Below are 13678 nucleotides of genomic sequence, written 5' to 3'. Positions count from 1 at the left end.
TTCGGTTAGAGCTTCGCCTTTTCAAGCAAGCGGCCAAGCATCAGCAGGCCCGCCGGCCACAGGCCGAGGCCGGCCTCGTTTCCCATATGGCCGAGATCGCCGGCATCGGCGATATCCGCGCCCCAGGCTGCGGCAAAAGCGGTCGCCTTGTCGAAAGTGACGCGCGGGTCACTGCGGCTCGCCACCACCAATGCCGGGAAGGGCAGGCGCTTCAGCGGCATCGGCGCGAACGGGCGCACCGCGTCGAATGAGGGATCGGTATCCTCGACATTGGTCGCGGCAACCAGGAATGCCGCCGCGACCTTGTCGAGTTGGCTTTGACTGGCACTAGCAGCCCACTTCACCGCCGTCGCCACCGCCAGCGAATGCGCAAGTAGCACGACGCGGCGCGGTGCGGCGGCCACCGCCGCATCCACCTGGCCGATCCAGTCCCCGGGCTTAGGCCGGTCCCACTCGGCCTGCAGCACGCGGCTCGAATTGGGGAACACCCGGCACCAATGCGACATCCAATGATCTGGCCCGGAGTTGCCGCGCCCGGGCAGGGCAAGGAAATCGAAATCTCCGGCTGACGAAATCATCAGGCCTCTCCAAACACTCGGCTAAAGATCGTATCGACGTGCTTGGTATGATAGCCCAAGTCGAATTTCTCGCGGATCTCGGCCTCGGGCAGGGCAGCGACAACGTCCTTGTCGGCCAAAAGTTCCTCAAGAAAATCAGCGCCTTGCTCCCACACCTTCATCGCGTTGCGCTGCACCAGCCGGTAGGCGTCCTCGCGCGAAACGCCAGCTTGCGTCAGCGCCAGCAGCACGCGCTGCGAATGCACAAGGCCACGGAATTTGTTCATGTTCTTCAGCATGTTGTCGGGGTAAACGAGCAGTTTGTCGACAACGCTGGTCAGCCGTGAGAGCGCGAAATCGAGCGTCACCGTCGCGTCGGGCCCGATCATGCGCTCGACCGAGGAATGCGAGATGTCGCGCTCGTGCCACAGCGCCACATTCTCCATCGCCGGCAATGCGAACGAGCGCACCATGCGGGCAAGGCCGGTTAGGTTCTCGGTCAGCACCGGGTTGCGCTTGTGCGGCATCGCCGACGAACCCTTCTGGCCGGGTGAAAAGTACTCTTCTGCTTCGAGTACCTCCGTGCGCTGCAGATGGCGCACCTCGATCGCCAGCCGCTCGATCGACGAGGCGATCACGCCGAGCGTGGCGAAGAACATCGCGTGGCGGTCGCGCGGGATCACCTGCGTCGACACCGGCTCCGGCTTCAGTCCGAGTTTCTTGGCCACGTATTCTTCGACATATGGGTCGATATTGGCAAAGGTGCCGACCGCACCGGAGATGGCGCAGGTGGCGATGTCCTCGCGTGCGTGCACCAGCCTCTCGCGGCAACGCGAGAATTCGGCGTAGGCCTGCGCCAGCTTGACGCCAAACGTGGTCGGCTCGGCATGGATGCCGTGGCTGCGGCCGATGGTAATCGTATCCTTGTGCTCGAAGGCGCGGCGCTTGAGCGCCGCAAGCAGCCCGTCAATGTCGGCCAGGAGGATATCGCTGGCCCGGGTGAGTTGCACGGCAAAACAGGTGTCGAGAACGTCGGAGGATGTCATGCCCTGGTGGATGAAGCGGGCATCCGGGCCGACGAATTCGGCAAGATGGGTGAGGAAGGCGATGACGTCATGCTTGGTGACGCGCTCGATCTCGTCGATCGCTTCGACGTCGAATTTCGCCGCCCCGCCTTTCTCCCAGATGGTCTTGGCGGCCTCCTTCGGGATGACGCCGAGCTCGGCCAATGCGTCGCAGGCGTAGGCCTCGATCTCGAACCAGATGCGGAACCGGGTTTCGGGCGACCAGATGGCCACCATTTCCGGCCGGGAGTAGCGAGGGATCATCAGTCGGTCCTGACTTGCGAGAGCATTTGCCCGGTCCTAACAGAGGCAGGCAAAATGCTCAACGTTGCTGGCGCGCAAACCAGACACTGGCGACAGCGAGCGCAATGAAACCGAGCGGAAAATACAGCCGGATGCCAAGGACGACGAACTGGTAGAGTGCCGTCAACATCGTGAACACGAACTGGAAAACCCAGGTGATGGTGAACGCGGGCGCATGCCATTGGACATAGTAGGAGCGGTATTGCAGCCCAAAGAGGCCGCCGGTGACGACAATCGTCGCTGCGAGAAGGCAGACGAAGGCGGCGGCGAGGGCGATCTCCCAGTGGCGTCCGAGCGAGACGAGCCGCGCCAGGAACAGCCCAATCGGGAAAGCGAGCGCACCGCCGGCTGCATAAAGCAGCGAGACGAAGCGGATCTTTGCCGGGGTCTCCCAATTGTACTGTAGCAGATTGAGCAGCGCGCTGGCGCCCATCGCCATGGCCCACAGCAAGGCACCGGCAAATGCCGTGCGCAGCGACGGCAGAGCGCGGCGGAGACGATACAGGGCGCGATAGCGCATGGCGGGGAACGTCACAGGCGACCGGTTACCGCGATCCAGCGATAGTCCGGCCCCTCGAACCCGTATTGGCGCACTGCGATCAGCACGGCATAGGCGCTGAGGCTATCCAGTGAAAATGTCTGAACCGCGCCGATCTGGTAGCCATTCGGACAGCCTCTGCTTTGCGGGATCGATTTGTCCTCGTGAATAATGCTCGTCTGACCGCCGTCCTTCGCCTCGATGCGCAGCAGGCGAAAGCCATTGATCTCGCCCTGGCTCTGGCAGCGCTCGGTGTCATTCATGCCGATCTGGTCGAGCCGGAACTCGAGCGGCTCGTCGACCGGCGAAAAGATCGGGCGCGGATTGACCACCATGCGGAAGGGATCGGCAGAAAGCTCGGTCACCGGGTTGAAGCCGGCGGTGATGCCGCGATTTGCCTTCAGTTCCGCTTGACTGACGATCGCTTCGCCCTTTTGCCGGGCCTGCAGCCGCGCCGCGTCCACCGCGGCATTCTCGTCGTCGAGCCGGACACGGATCGGCGAGCCCTTCAGGAAACTGTCGTCGGCCGTGTCGATATAATAGCGGTTTGCATAGGGAAATCCCGATCCGTCCTGGACGCCGTATTCCTCGAAGGCAAAGACCCCGCCATCGCGGCTGAAGCCGAGGATCTCAGGCTCGGCGACATCGCCTGCGTGGGCGGCGGCCAAAGTTGCAAGCTGGGCAAGCAGGCAGACGGCAAACAGAGCAAGATTTCGCATGGGGAATTCCATTCAGGCGGTGGACGCCGTTAAATTCCTATCACGATGCCGTCAAAAGATCGTGCTGACTGAAACACAAAGTCGATGCATCCAATCCGGCTGTCGTTTGTTATTGTCGGCAGCTTCACCGCATCGTGCCTTCCGAAAATCAGGATCGATTTCGGAAGGGACGGTGCATTGATTCAAAATGTTTTAGAGCGTCCTTTGCGCGTTCAAAAGCGCGCGGCGCTATAAGGGAGACCCCCATGACAGATGCAGCCAAGATTCGCGAACGTATGGAAGTGATCGGCGCCGACGGGGTCCATGTCGGTACCGTCGACAAAGTTGACGGAGATCGCATCAAGCTGACCAAGCGCGACAGCGGTGAGGGCGCTCACAGGGGTCATCACCACTTCATTCCTCTCAGCCTTGTCGCCGAGGTCGAGGGCCAAAAGGTGCGGCTGTCGGCAAACTCCGACGTTGCGGTCACGTTCGAGGAAGAAAAATCCGACCCCACTTGATCATAAGTCCAGTCCGGTTATGGCAAATCCGAATGAGCCCTGCGCGGTCAGCGCGACGACCAGACCGGGAACAGATCGCCCTCGGCCGGCGTCGCGGCAAAGACGCCGCGGCTGATGGCGCGCGCCATCGTGGCGCCGGCGGCGGCGTAGAGATCGATCGCATCGTTGGGCCTGAGCTCGATGCCGCTCTTGCCCGTTGCCAGCGCGAAGACCAGATCGCCGTCTGCGGGCGTGTGCGTCGGCCAAATGGCACGGACAAAGCCGTCATGCGCCGATATCGCCAGACGTTTGGCGGCGGCCTTCGTGAGTACCGCATCGGTGGCGATCACGGCGATGGTCGTGTTGGCGCCGGTTTCCGCCTGTTCTGCCGCATGCTTGTCACGGAACTTCAGCAGGACCTTTCTGGCATCGTCAGGCATCGGGTGGGGATAGCCTAACCCGCCGAACTCGTCGCCGATCTCGAACGGCGCCGCCCAGAAATGGCGGGTCCCTGCGACCGTCACCGAGCCGGTCGGGTTGACGGCGGCGAGCGCGCCGATGGTGACGCCGCTGTCCAGCACTGTCGAGGCCGAGCCGAGCCCGCCCTTCAGGCCGGAACTCAAAGCCCCGCTACCTGCGCCGGCAGTGCCGAGCGCAAAGTCTATCGCAGCGGCTTGCGCGGCTTCGTAGCCAAGGTCACGGTAAGGCGGATACCGGCCCCAATCCTTGTCGCCGCCATTGCGCAGGTCGAACAGGATCGCCGCCGGCACGATCGGCACGCGAAAGCCGCCGACCTCGACGCCGATGCCCCTTTCACGCAGTGCTGCCTGCACCCCCGACGCGGCGTCGAGGCCAAAAGCAGACCCGCCCGAAAGCACCACGGCATGGATGGCGTGGATCGAATTGTGCGGCTCGAGCAGGTCGGTTTCGCGGGTGCCCGGCGCACCGCCCAGGATTTGCACGCCGGCCACGGCCGGTTCGTCGCAGATGACGGTGGTCACACCGGATTTCAGCTTGGCATTCGCCGCATTGCCGACACGCAGGCCGGCGACGTCGGTGATGAGATTGCGCGGACCCGTATGGAACATCCCTGTGCTGGACATCATTGGCTCTCCGCCGGCACGAAACGGCCGCCGTCGAAACGGAAGGCTCGATAAGGATTTTGCGTCAGGTCACCTTTTTCGTCAAAGCGGATCGGTCCGATCGCCGTGGTGAAGTCATGCGCGGTCAGCACGTTGGCCAGCCTCTCGCCGGAGCTTTGCGTCAATGCTGAAGCCGACTTGGCGATCTCGACCGCGGCATAGGCGGGCAGCGTGTAACCTTCCGGCACGATGTTTTGTCCGGCAAAGCTCTGCAGCACCTTGGGGTCGGCGACATCGGCCCATTCGGGCGGCGCGATCATCAGCGTGCCGACGGCATAAGGCACGTCGCCGAGCGGCGCGCGCAACGCTTCGCCGCCGGCAAACACCATGCCGGTATTTAGCTGGCCAGCATCCCGGCCCATAATGGCGACATCATCGCCGTCGCCGCCGGCAAAGACATGCGTTGCGCCGGCTTTCCTAAGTCGGCCGATCAGGCCAATCTGGTTATCGAGCTGCGGCCGGAACGTGTCGACGAAAACCGGCTTCAGCGCCGCTTGCTCGGCGGCTGCCCGAAACGTCTCGGCCATTTCGCGGCCATAGATCGTGCCGTCGTCGACTATGGCGAACAGCTCGGTCTGCCATAGGCGGGTGAGGATGGCAGCGACGGCATTGCGCTCGTCGTCGCCGCGCGGCCCGAGACGATAGATCGGCCATCCGGTCTTGGCGCGCCGGTCGGTCAGGCTTTCCGTGCGAACGCCGACTGTGATCACCGGTATGCCGGCATCCTTGAGGATCGGCAGAGCCGCCTCGATTGCGTCGGTGCACAAAAACCCGATGACGACGTTGACCTTGGCCGCGGTGAATTCCCGCGCGGCGGCGGCGCCACCGTCGGCCGTGCAGGCGTCATCGATCGTCCTGATCTCGGTACCGTCAGCTTCAGCCGCCATTGTCGCGCCGGCCTCGATCTGTTTGCCGAGGATTGCCGACGGCCCCGACAAAGGTGCCGCGACGCCGACCCGCAGCGTCTCGGCGCTCGCACTACCGGCGACCGAGAGCCAGGCCAGCACCGCTATTGTGGTTGTCCAACGTCGCATGCGAGCGAAGAATTCCTCCGCGCCGATCGCGTGTTCTGCCGGCGCCAATGCCGTCAAGACCTAAAGGCTGGCCAGCTTTGGCGCAACACGCGAATTCGGGATATAGGTCAAGCACTTCGCTTGTGGCCTGCAATATCCCCCCATATATAACGGTTGGTTCTGACTAGTGGAAAATCATCGGTGCTGAAGAAGAATGACATCGGGCCGCAGGCCTACCGCGACGCGATGGCCCATTTTGCTGGCCATGTGCATGTGGTCACCACCGATGGCCCTGCCGGCAGGCGCGGCGCGACGGTGATCGCGGCCTGCTCGGTGTCGGACACGCCGCCAACCATCCTGGTTTGCCTCAATCGTGAAAATCCCAAGAACGAGCCGTTCGTGGAAAACGGCAAATTTGCCCTGAACACGCTGGCTTCGGATCAGGAGCCGCTGTCGATCGGCTTTTCCGGCATTACCGGCCTGCCGGTCGAGGAGCGTTTCGCATTGGCCGAATGGGATGTGATCTCGACCGGTGCGCCGACGCTGAAGGGTGCGCTCGCCGTCTTCGACTGCGAACTCATCGACTCCAAGGATCTGGCCACCCACCGTGTGCTTTTTGGCAAGGTTACAGGTTTGCGCATCGGCGATAATTTGCGGCCGCTGATCTATCACAACCGCGGCTACCACGCTTTGTAGAGGCTTTCAGATGGCCGCGTCGGCGAAGACAGGATGACCGAGTTGAAAACCGCGTCCGGCGCCGCGGACGATCGACGAGACGCTCGATCTGTTGACCCGTGCGGATTATGTGGCGGACCGGTCGCTGGCAACCGTGCTGTTTTTTATGCGTTCGGTCGACGCGCGCCCGTGGATCGAGGCTGGCGTGAAGCGCGTCGCATAACCACATGTCTGCCAGGGAGAAAATCATGGAACGCAGTATCTATCTCGATGAGGCCCGCGACCCGCTGATCATCGCGGAGGGCTGGATGAGGGACGGCAAGGATGTCGCCATTGCCACCGTGGTCGAGACCTGGGGCTCGGCGCCGCGCCCGGTCGGCAGCCACCTGGTCATCGACGCCGAAGGCAATTTCCACGGCTCCGTCTCGGGCGGCTGCGTCGAAGGCGCCGTGGTCGCCGAGGCGGTCGATGTTATCGATAGCGGCAAGGCCAAAATGCTCGAATTCGGCGTCGCAGACGAGACCGCCTGGCAAGTCGGCCTGTCATGCGGCGGCCGCATCAAGGTCTATGTAGAAAGATTGGGTTGATCTCGAATGGATCCCTATGCGCTGAAGACACTCAACGCCGAACGCCGCGCCCGCCGCGCGGCAATCCTGGTCACCGATCTCGGCGACGGCCGCGACCGTGTCGTGCGCGAGGGCGACCGGGTAGCCGGCGAACTCGGGGCGGCCGTCGCCAAGGCATTTCGCACGGGCAATTCCGGTTCGGTCGAAGCTGAGGGACGGACCTTCTTCCTCAACGCACATCTGCCGCAGCCTCGCCTGGTGGTCATCGGCGCCGTCCACATCAGCCAGGCGCTGGCACCGATGGCCAGGATCGCCGGCTATCCTGTCGAGATCATCGATCCGCGAACGGCCTTTGCCACGCCCGATCGTTTTCCCGATATCGCGCTGCATGCCGAATGGCCAGAGGATGTGCTGACGCGTCAGCCGCTCGATAGCTATACGGCGCTGGCCGCTCTCACCCACGATCCGAAGATCGACGATTTCGCGCTGAAGGCGGCGCTCGACGCCGGCTGCTTCTATGTCGGCGCGCTCGGCAGCCGCAAGACCCACGCCAAACGTGTGGAACGCCTGCTGGCTTCGGGAGCGACCGCCGACCAGATCGCCCGCATTCATGCCCCGATCGGCCTCGACATTGGGGCTGCCAGCCCGGCCGAGATCGCCGTCGCGGTGTTGGCGCAAGCGATCCACGCCTTTCGCTCCCGCGGCCTCGAATCCAAAGGTGCGGTCGCGTGAAATTTGGTCCCGTTGCGATCGATACGGCCGAAGGGGCAGTGCTTGCGCACGCCACCAAGGTCGGAGAGCGCCGCTTCCGCAAGGCGCACAGGCTAAGCGCCGGGGATTTGTCCCTGTTGAAGGCCGCTGGCATTTCCGAGGTCGTAGCGGCGGTGTTGGCGCCCGATGATCTCAGCGAGGACGTCGCCGCCGAAAAGATCGCCGCATCCATGATCCATCGCAACATCGAGGCGAAGCCCGCCGCGACAGGTAGGGTCAACCTCCACGCGCAGGCTGCCGGCATGTTCACCGTCGACGCGGCGATGATCAACGCCATCAACGCCGTCGATCCGACGATCACCATCGCCACGCTCGCGCAGCATGCGCCGGTCGAAAAAGGTCAGATGGTAGCAACGGTGAAGATCATCCCATTTGCCGTCGCCTCCGCTTTGGTCGATGCCGTGGCAAGGATCTGCGCCGGCGGCGACATATTTGCGGTCAACGCCTATCACCCGGTGCGCGTCGGTGTCATCCAGACGGTGCTGCCCGGCATCAAACCCAGCGTGCTCGACAAGACGCTGCGCGTCACCGAAGCGCGCCTGGCGCGTTCGGGCGGCAGGCTGACGGCGGAGCGTCGAACCTCGCATGAAATTATCCCCGTCGCCGAGGCTGCGGCCTCGCTGATCCGCGACAACGATATGGTGGTTATCTTTGGCGCCTCGGCGATGGCCGATTTCGGCGACGTCGTTCCCGCTGCCATCGAAAAGGCAGGCGGCACTGTCATCCGCGCCGGCATGCCGGTCGATCCCGGCAATCTGCTGGTGCTAGGCACTCTAGGCGGCAAGCGCATCATCGGTGCGCCGGGCTGCGCCCGCAGTCCCAAGGAGAACGGCTTCGACTGGGTGCTTGACCGGCTGATCGCCGGTCTCGACGTGACCGCCAGGGATATTGCCGGCATGGGTGTCGGCGGGCTGTTGATGGAAATTCCGACGCGGCCGCAGCCGCGCGAGCCATTGCCGGCCAAAGCCGAACCAAAGGTCGAGATCGTGCTTCTGGCCGCCGGCCGCTCCAGCCGCATGGGCGGGCCGAACAAGCTCTTGGCGCTCTTCGACTGCAAGCCGCTGGTCCGTCGCACTGCCGAACGCGCGGTCGGTTCGAAAGCCGCGGCCACCATCGTCGTCACTGGCCACCAGCGCGAGCGCGTGCGCGATGCACTGTCTGGCCTCGATGTGACCTTCGCCGACAATCCGGATTTCGGCGAGGGTCTGTCTTCGTCGCTGAAGGCCGGCATCGCCAAGATTTCCGGCGACGCCGCCGGCGCCATGATTGTCCTCGGCGATATGCCTGGCGTCGCCTCGGCCGACCTCGACAGGCTGATTGAGGCGTTCCGCAGGTCCGAAGGCCGATCGGTGGTGCGGGCCTCGCACGACGGGCGGCGCGGCAATCCGGTGCTGCTGCCGCGTTCGCTGTTTGCCGCGATCGCTCACCTCGAAGGCGATACCGGCGCCCGCCATCTGGTCGAGGCCGAAGGGCTCGATGTCATCGATGTCGAGATCGGCGAAGGGGCAGCCGTCGACGTCGACACGCGCGAGGCGCTGGAAGGCGCCGGCGGCGTGCTGCAGGATTGACAAACCGAAGCCGAAAAACGCATGGCTGAGGGATGGCCTTTCGTTCCTGCTTCCGGTTCCGCTTGCCTTCCTCCGGCCTCCCGGCCCTGCTGATGGCGATTCTTTTGTCGCTCTCTTGTGCCGCCTACGCCAACGCTCTCGAACTCAAACCCTTCAAGGACGATCTGTTCGCCTACCCGGGCACGCTCTCGTCCGAGAGCAACGGCGCCTATACGGTTGTCGATTATCGTGAGCTGCGCGACATCAACGCTCGTGACGAAGTGCCTGAGCGTCGTGTACACGCGCAATACACCGACACCGGCGTGCGTAAGGTGCAGCAGGATCTCTTGCTGCCGACCGATGCAGGCGATGTCCGCCACATTGCCGTCGGCAAGACCGGGGGCGCCAGCATCATCGTGCTTTATCTGCACGGGCAGGGCGGCAGCCGTAAGCAGGGCAGCGACGACTTCACCTTCGGCGGCAATTTCAACCGCATCAAGAACCTGATGGCCGGCAATGGCGGCCTCTATCTGTCGCCGGATTTTTCCGATTTCGGCGACACCGGTGCCACCCAGATCGCCGCGCTGATCAACCACTATGCCGAACAATCGCCGAGCGCAAAAATCTTCGTCGCCTGCGGCTCGATGGGCGGCTCAATATGCTGGAAGCTGGCCGCCCGCCATGACACCGGCGGGCGCATCGACGGGCTGCTGCTGCTCGGCTCGCTATGGGACGAGAGTTTCTTCTCAAGCCCCGCCTTCAAGCGTCGTGTGCCGGTCTTCTTCGGCCAGGGCAGCAAGGACCCGGTGTTTCCAATCGAGAAACAGGAAGCCTTCTTCCGATCGATTCTGGCCAAATCGAAAGCCTATCCGACCCGCTTCGTCCGCTTCGAGACCGGCACGCATGGCACCCCTATCCGCATGACCGACTGGCGCGGCACGCTCAATTGGATGTTGTCGAAGGCTCCCTAAGGCGCGGTATTGTAGTCGACGACCGTCTGCGGATTTTCCTCGCCGTCATAAGACGCGTCGACATCGTACTGGACCAGGGAAAAATCGCCGTTGCGAAACAGATAGGTCCCTGATGAAGAGGCATCGCCGATGCCACGCCATTTGTTGAAGCTGGTGATCGTCTTGGTCTCTTCGTCGTAATCGGAATTAGTTGCCCAGCCGGAGGTCTGGAAGCCAACTATGGTCATGCCCAGCAATTTGCCGTCGCTGTCATTGTTCTCGTAGCGGATGTCCATCTCAGGTTCGGCGAACTGCAATTGTCTCACGCCAAGCACGTCGTCGCTCATGTAATAGATCGAGTTTTCGTTGTAGGCCGCGGCCGAGCAGGCGAAATGGAAAAGCCGCGTTTCGCTTTCGGGATCACTGGCAGACGCATCCTTGCCCTTATAGTGGATCGAGAAAATGTCCGGCTCCTGCGCCAAAAGATCCTTGTCACACTGGTCGCCATAAGTCGCGGCAAACGCCTTTTTGGCTTGCTCAAGCGCTGCGTCCTTCTTCGGCGGCGGCGGTCCTTCGCCGCAGCTTGCCGGCACCGCATCCTCGAAATCGGCCTTTGAGGGTTTCAGCGCACCCTTATCGATGAAGATCGAGCGAAATGGCGGTTCCTGGATCGAGGCGTTGATCTGGCGCAGCGTATAGCAGCCGGCAAAGACATTTTCGCTGCCGTCCTTGGCCGTCGCCCGGATGGCGACCGGAACGCTATAGTAGACGCTGCCGGCAGCCCCGTCTTCGGATACGCCACCGGTTTTGACTTCGACCGTGTCCGTGCTGTCATAGCCTTTGACGAAGGAATTGAAATCCTTGGCCGGCTTGGTGTCGCCGAAATAATCCCAGGCGCGCGCGAATTCGTGCCGGCTGATGGCACTATAAAGTGACCGGATGACCGCTTCGGCATTCGACCTGTCATCGATATAAGGCGCGTCTGCGGCGAGCGCCGATTGGCCGGCAATGGCAAGAGACACAAAAGCGGTCGCTGCAAAAAGGGCGCGTCTCATCGGGAACCTCCACTCGATGAAAAATCCTATCATATCGATTGCGGCGACGTGGTGACGCTTGAACAATCGCCTGCGAAGGCGCTACCTCTCGCCCTCGGCAGTCGGGCCGCGTGGAGATTTCTTGTGACCATATCAATGTATGAAGCATCCGTGCCGGTATTTTCGGCGAGGCTGAAGGCACTAGCCAATGTGCTGAACATTGCCGAGCAAAATGCGGCTGATCGCAAGATTGATCCGCAGGTGTATCTGACGGCGAGGCTGGCGCCGGACATGTTTGCCCTGACCAGGCAGGTACAGATTGCCACCGATCACGCCAAAGGCGCCCCGTCACGGCTTGCGGGACGCGAGGTGCCAAAATACGAGGACAATGAGGCGAACTTCGCTGATCTGCAGGCCCGCCTTACCAAGACGCTCGATTATCTCGCGACATTTTCGGCGGCCGAATTCGATGGTTCAGATGACAGGATAGTCGAACTGCGGCTTGCGGGACGCGAGGTTTCGATGCCGGGGATGCAGTATCTACTGCATGCCGCCATGCCCAATTTCTATTTCCACCTGACCACCGCCTACGACATCCTGCGCCACAACGGCGTGCCATTGGGCAAGTCGATCTTCCTCGGATCGCGTTGAGATCCGCTCGGGAGATATCCGCCACGGCGGATATCTCACAGTTGTTTAGCGCAGGGACATTTCCCGGGCGATGCGCGGGAAATCGGCCGGCTTGACGCCGATATCGGCGCGACCGGCATTGCTCATCGAATGGAGCAGCGCCAGCGCCGCTCGATAGCGCAGCTGTTCCCGCGGACGCGGACGAGCGAACATTTCAGTGAAGAATCCCATGATTCAAGCCCCTTATTGAACCTCCAAGGCGGTCAATATAAGCAGATCATGACGATTGTGCAGTGCAGCATTCGCATGGCAGCCATGCTGCCCTGATCTTTTTTGACATAATTCGGCTGGTCCGGCGAAACTTCTGCGGCGCTTTGACCGTAGGCGTCTATGCCGGCACTTGGCCGGTTTTTTCCTCGCCATTCCTGGCGAACTTCCGGACTGCATGAAAATGCAGTCCGGCTTTTTATTAGCCGCAGGGATAAACCCTGTCCGCCGGCGTCCCGGGAAAGTCGTCTGACCTTCCATCCGTGGGCTTGGAAGCGGGCGACGCTTTCCTGTATGCTATTGCTTCCTCCTCGCGCAGCCGCGCAAAATTCCCGCCGGAGAAACTCCATGCACAAACGCCGTCTCGGCCAGACCGATCTTTTCGTGTCGCAAATCTGCCTCGGATCGATGACCTGGGGCCAGCAGAACACCGAGGCGGACGGTCACGCCCAGATGGATCTGGCGTTTGCTCGCGGCGTCAATTTCATCGACACCGCCGAACTCTATCCGATCCCGCCCAAGGCGGAGACACAAGGCCGTACCGAGACATTCATCGGCAATTGGATGAAGGAGAAGCGCAATCGCGACCAGGTGATCATCGCCTCGAAGGTAGTTGGTCGCACCGCCAACACTTGGTTTCGGGGCGACCGCCCGTCTAAGCTGGTGCGCGCCGATATCTTCGACGCTATCGATAAGTCACTCGCCAGGCTCAACACCGATTACATCGACCTCTATCAGATCCATTGGCCGGAACGCGACGTGCCGTGGGGCGCCAATCCGAACCGCATCGGCACCGTACCGCGACGCTCCGATGCCGCCGGCGTGCCGGAAGGCGAGACGCCGATCGCCGAGACGCTTGCCGTATTTGATGAACTGGTGAAGGCCGGCAAGATCCGCCATTTCGGCCTGTCGAACGAGAATTCCTGGGGCGTCATGCGTTTCATCGCCGAAGCCGACAAGGGCCTCGGCCCGCGCGTCGCCTCGCTGCAGAACGCCTATAATTTCGTCAATCGCACCTTCGAGGTGAACCTTGCCGAAGTCTGCGAGCGCGAGCAGGTGTCGCTGCTTGCCTATTCGCCGCTGGCGCAAGGCTATTTGACCGGCAAATACGATCATGGCGCGCGGCCGCAGGGCTCGCGCTCGCAGTTGTTCAACCGCGGCCAGCGCTACGAGACTCCGAATGCTGCCGACGTGCAGCTCGAATACAACCGGTTGGCGCGCACCTTCGGCATGGAGCCGGCGCTGTTTGCCAATGCCTATGTCTCGAACCGGCCCTTGGTCACCTCGAACATCATCGGCGCCACCACCATTTCGCAACTCGAAATGGCGCTCTCTTCCGCCGACGTGGTCTGGACCGAGGACATGCAGAAAGCCGTTGATGCGATCCACCAGCGCGTCGGCAATCCGTGCCCTTGATGCGTCG

Annotated in this window: 16 protein-coding genes and 1 pseudogene; 9 read left to right on the top strand and 8 right to left on the bottom strand. The window is 62.4% G+C overall.

What is annotated here, in order from left to right; all coding sequences use genetic code 11:
• Window positions 1–5 precede the first annotated feature (5 nt).
• Genes NKJ13_RS18335 through NKJ13_RS18320 form a run of 4 tightly spaced genes read right to left on the bottom strand, consistent with a single transcriptional unit; the run spans window position 6 to window position 3181 of the window.
• Window positions 6–578, bottom strand: a complete 573-nt coding sequence (locus NKJ13_RS18335; RefSeq protein WP_254817654.1) for an RBBP9/YdeN family alpha/beta hydrolase — start codon at window positions 576–578, stop codon at window positions 6–8.
• Window positions 578–1885 (bottom strand): adenylosuccinate lyase, encoded by a 1308-nt coding sequence (gene purB / locus NKJ13_RS18330; RefSeq protein ID WP_352477371.1) that lies wholly within the window; start codon window positions 1883–1885, stop codon window positions 578–580. Before purB ends, NKJ13_RS18335 begins: the two co-directional genes overlap by 1 nt.
• Before the next feature lie 58 nt (window positions 1886–1943).
• A complete protein-coding gene (locus NKJ13_RS18325) occupies window positions 1944–2444 on the bottom strand; it encodes a hypothetical protein (protein WP_352738054.1) in 501 nt (166 codons plus the stop codon).
• Between the two features lie 11 nt (window positions 2445–2455).
• Window positions 2456–3181 carry a DUF2259 domain-containing protein gene (locus NKJ13_RS18320; protein ID WP_352738056.1) on the bottom strand — a complete coding sequence of 242 codons (726 nt, stop codon included), beginning with the start codon at window positions 3179–3181 and terminating at the stop codon, window positions 2456–2458.
• 245 nt (window positions 3182–3426) lie between these two features.
• Here NKJ13_RS18320 and NKJ13_RS18315 point away from each other — a divergent pair, with 245 nt between their 5' ends.
• Window positions 3427–3681, top strand: a complete 255-nt coding sequence (locus tag NKJ13_RS18315) for a DUF2171 domain-containing protein (RefSeq protein ID WP_254817658.1) — start codon at window positions 3427–3429, stop codon at window positions 3679–3681.
• A gap of 47 nt (window positions 3682–3728) precedes the next feature.
• Here the strand turns inward: NKJ13_RS18315 and NKJ13_RS18310 are convergent, their stop codons facing one another.
• Window positions 3729–4748, bottom strand: a complete 1020-nt coding sequence (locus NKJ13_RS18310) for a P1 family peptidase (RefSeq protein WP_352778014.1) — start codon at window positions 4746–4748, stop codon at window positions 3729–3731.
• Between the two features lie 14 nt (window positions 4749–4762).
• Window positions 4763–5836 (bottom strand): branched-chain amino acid ABC transporter substrate-binding protein, encoded by a 1074-nt coding sequence (locus NKJ13_RS18305; RefSeq protein ID WP_352777989.1) that lies wholly within the window; start codon window positions 5834–5836, stop codon window positions 4763–4765.
• Between the two features lie 180 nt (window positions 5837–6016).
• Here NKJ13_RS18305 and NKJ13_RS18300 point away from each other — a divergent pair, with 180 nt between their 5' ends.
• The 6 genes and pseudogenes from NKJ13_RS18300 to NKJ13_RS18280 all read left to right on the top strand — a co-directional run bounded on the left by NKJ13_RS18300 (window position 6017) and on the right by NKJ13_RS18280 (window position 10345).
• Entirely contained in the window at window positions 6017–6511 is a 495-nt protein-coding gene (locus tag NKJ13_RS18300) for a flavin reductase (protein ID WP_352457772.1), read from the top strand.
• A 33-nt stretch (window positions 6512–6544) separates the two neighbouring features.
• Window positions 6545–6653, top strand: a pseudogene (locus tag NKJ13_RS31605) (AAA family ATPase); the annotation flags it as partial.
• An 85-nt stretch (window positions 6654–6738) separates the two neighbouring features.
• Complete coding sequence (locus NKJ13_RS18295) at window positions 6739–7077, top strand: XdhC family protein (protein WP_352777987.1); 339 nt, start codon at window positions 6739–6741, stop codon at window positions 7075–7077.
• A 6-nt stretch (window positions 7078–7083) separates the two neighbouring features.
• The gene (locus NKJ13_RS18290; protein ID WP_352474019.1) at window positions 7084–7788 is read left to right on the top strand and encodes an XdhC family protein; all 705 of its coding nucleotides are present in this window, start codon (window positions 7084–7086) and stop codon (window positions 7786–7788) included.
• A complete protein-coding gene (locus NKJ13_RS18285) occupies window positions 7785–9395 on the top strand; it encodes an NTP transferase domain-containing protein (RefSeq protein ID WP_352772735.1) in 1611 nt (536 codons plus the stop codon). The genes NKJ13_RS18290 and NKJ13_RS18285 overlap by 4 nt, the downstream gene beginning before the upstream one ends.
• A 92-nt stretch (window positions 9396–9487) precedes the next feature.
• Window positions 9488–10345 (top strand): alpha/beta hydrolase, encoded by an 858-nt coding sequence (locus tag NKJ13_RS18280; RefSeq protein ID WP_352772732.1) that lies wholly within the window; start codon window positions 9488–9490, stop codon window positions 10343–10345.
• Here the strand turns inward: NKJ13_RS18280 and NKJ13_RS18275 are convergent.
• Window positions 10342–11379 carry a DUF1176 domain-containing protein gene (locus NKJ13_RS18275; RefSeq protein WP_352777985.1) on the bottom strand — a complete coding sequence of 346 codons (1038 nt, stop codon included), beginning with the start codon at window positions 11377–11379 and terminating at the stop codon, window positions 10342–10344. The two genes, NKJ13_RS18280 and NKJ13_RS18275, sit on opposite strands and share 4 nt — an antisense overlap.
• Window positions 11380–11502: 123 nt before the next feature.
• Between NKJ13_RS18275 and NKJ13_RS18270 the strand changes: the two genes are divergently transcribed.
• Window positions 11503–12009 (top strand): DUF1993 domain-containing protein, encoded by a 507-nt coding sequence (locus tag NKJ13_RS18270; protein ID WP_352766959.1) that lies wholly within the window; start codon window positions 11503–11505, stop codon window positions 12007–12009.
• Between the two features lie 45 nt (window positions 12010–12054).
• Here NKJ13_RS18270 and NKJ13_RS18265 read toward each other — a convergent pair whose 3' ends face one another.
• Window positions 12055–12219: a hypothetical protein gene (locus tag NKJ13_RS18265; protein ID WP_352777983.1), complete on the bottom strand. Its 165-nt coding sequence runs from the start codon at window positions 12217–12219 to the stop codon at window positions 12055–12057.
• Between the two features lie 384 nt (window positions 12220–12603).
• Between NKJ13_RS18265 and NKJ13_RS18260 the strand changes: the two genes are divergently transcribed.
• Window positions 12604–13671 (top strand): aldo/keto reductase, encoded by a 1068-nt coding sequence (locus NKJ13_RS18260; protein WP_352681895.1) that lies wholly within the window; start codon window positions 12604–12606, stop codon window positions 13669–13671.
• The last annotated feature ends 7 nt before the right edge of the window (window positions 13672–13678 follow it).

This window comes from Mesorhizobium sp. M0174, assembly GCF_040322275.1.
Lineage (GTDB): Bacteria > Pseudomonadota > Alphaproteobacteria > Rhizobiales > Rhizobiaceae > Mesorhizobium.
This window is presented reverse-complemented; position numbering and strand designations above follow the sequence as displayed.

Coding starts and splice junctions, on each gene's coding strand:
- NKJ13_RS18335 (WP_254817654.1), bottom strand. CDS start 578: ATGATTTCGTCAGCCGGAGATTTCGATTTCCTTGCCCTGCCCGGGCGC.
- purB (WP_352477371.1), bottom strand. CDS start 1,885: ATGATCCCTCGCTACTCCCGGCCGGAAATGGTGGCCATCTGGTCGCCC.
- NKJ13_RS18325 (WP_352738054.1), bottom strand. CDS start 2,444: ATGCGCTATCGCGCCCTGTATCGTCTCCGCCGCGCTCTGCCGTCGCTG.
- NKJ13_RS18320 (WP_352738056.1), bottom strand. CDS start 3,181: ATGCGAAATCTTGCTCTGTTTGCCGTCTGCCTGCTTGCCCAGCTTGCA.
- NKJ13_RS18315 (WP_254817658.1), top strand. CDS start 3,427: ATGACAGATGCAGCCAAGATTCGCGAACGTATGGAAGTGATCGGCGCC.
- NKJ13_RS18310 (WP_352778014.1), bottom strand. CDS start 4,748: ATGTTCCATACGGGTCCGCGCAATCTCATCACCGACGTCGCCGGCCTG.
- NKJ13_RS18305 (WP_352777989.1), bottom strand. CDS start 5,836: ATGCGACGTTGGACAACCACAATAGCGGTGCTGGCCTGGCTCTCGGTC.
- NKJ13_RS18295 (WP_352777987.1), top strand. CDS start 6,739: ATGGAACGCAGTATCTATCTCGATGAGGCCCGCGACCCGCTGATCATC.
- NKJ13_RS18290 (WP_352474019.1), top strand. CDS start 7,084: ATGGATCCCTATGCGCTGAAGACACTCAACGCCGAACGCCGCGCCCGC.
- NKJ13_RS18280 (WP_352772732.1), top strand. CDS start 9,488: ATGGCGATTCTTTTGTCGCTCTCTTGTGCCGCCTACGCCAACGCTCTC.
- NKJ13_RS18275 (WP_352777985.1), bottom strand. CDS start 11,379: ATGAGACGCGCCCTTTTTGCAGCGACCGCTTTTGTGTCTCTTGCCATT.
- NKJ13_RS18265 (WP_352777983.1), bottom strand. CDS start 12,219: ATGGGATTCTTCACTGAAATGTTCGCTCGTCCGCGTCCGCGGGAACAG.
- NKJ13_RS18260 (WP_352681895.1), top strand. CDS start 12,604: ATGCACAAACGCCGTCTCGGCCAGACCGATCTTTTCGTGTCGCAAATC.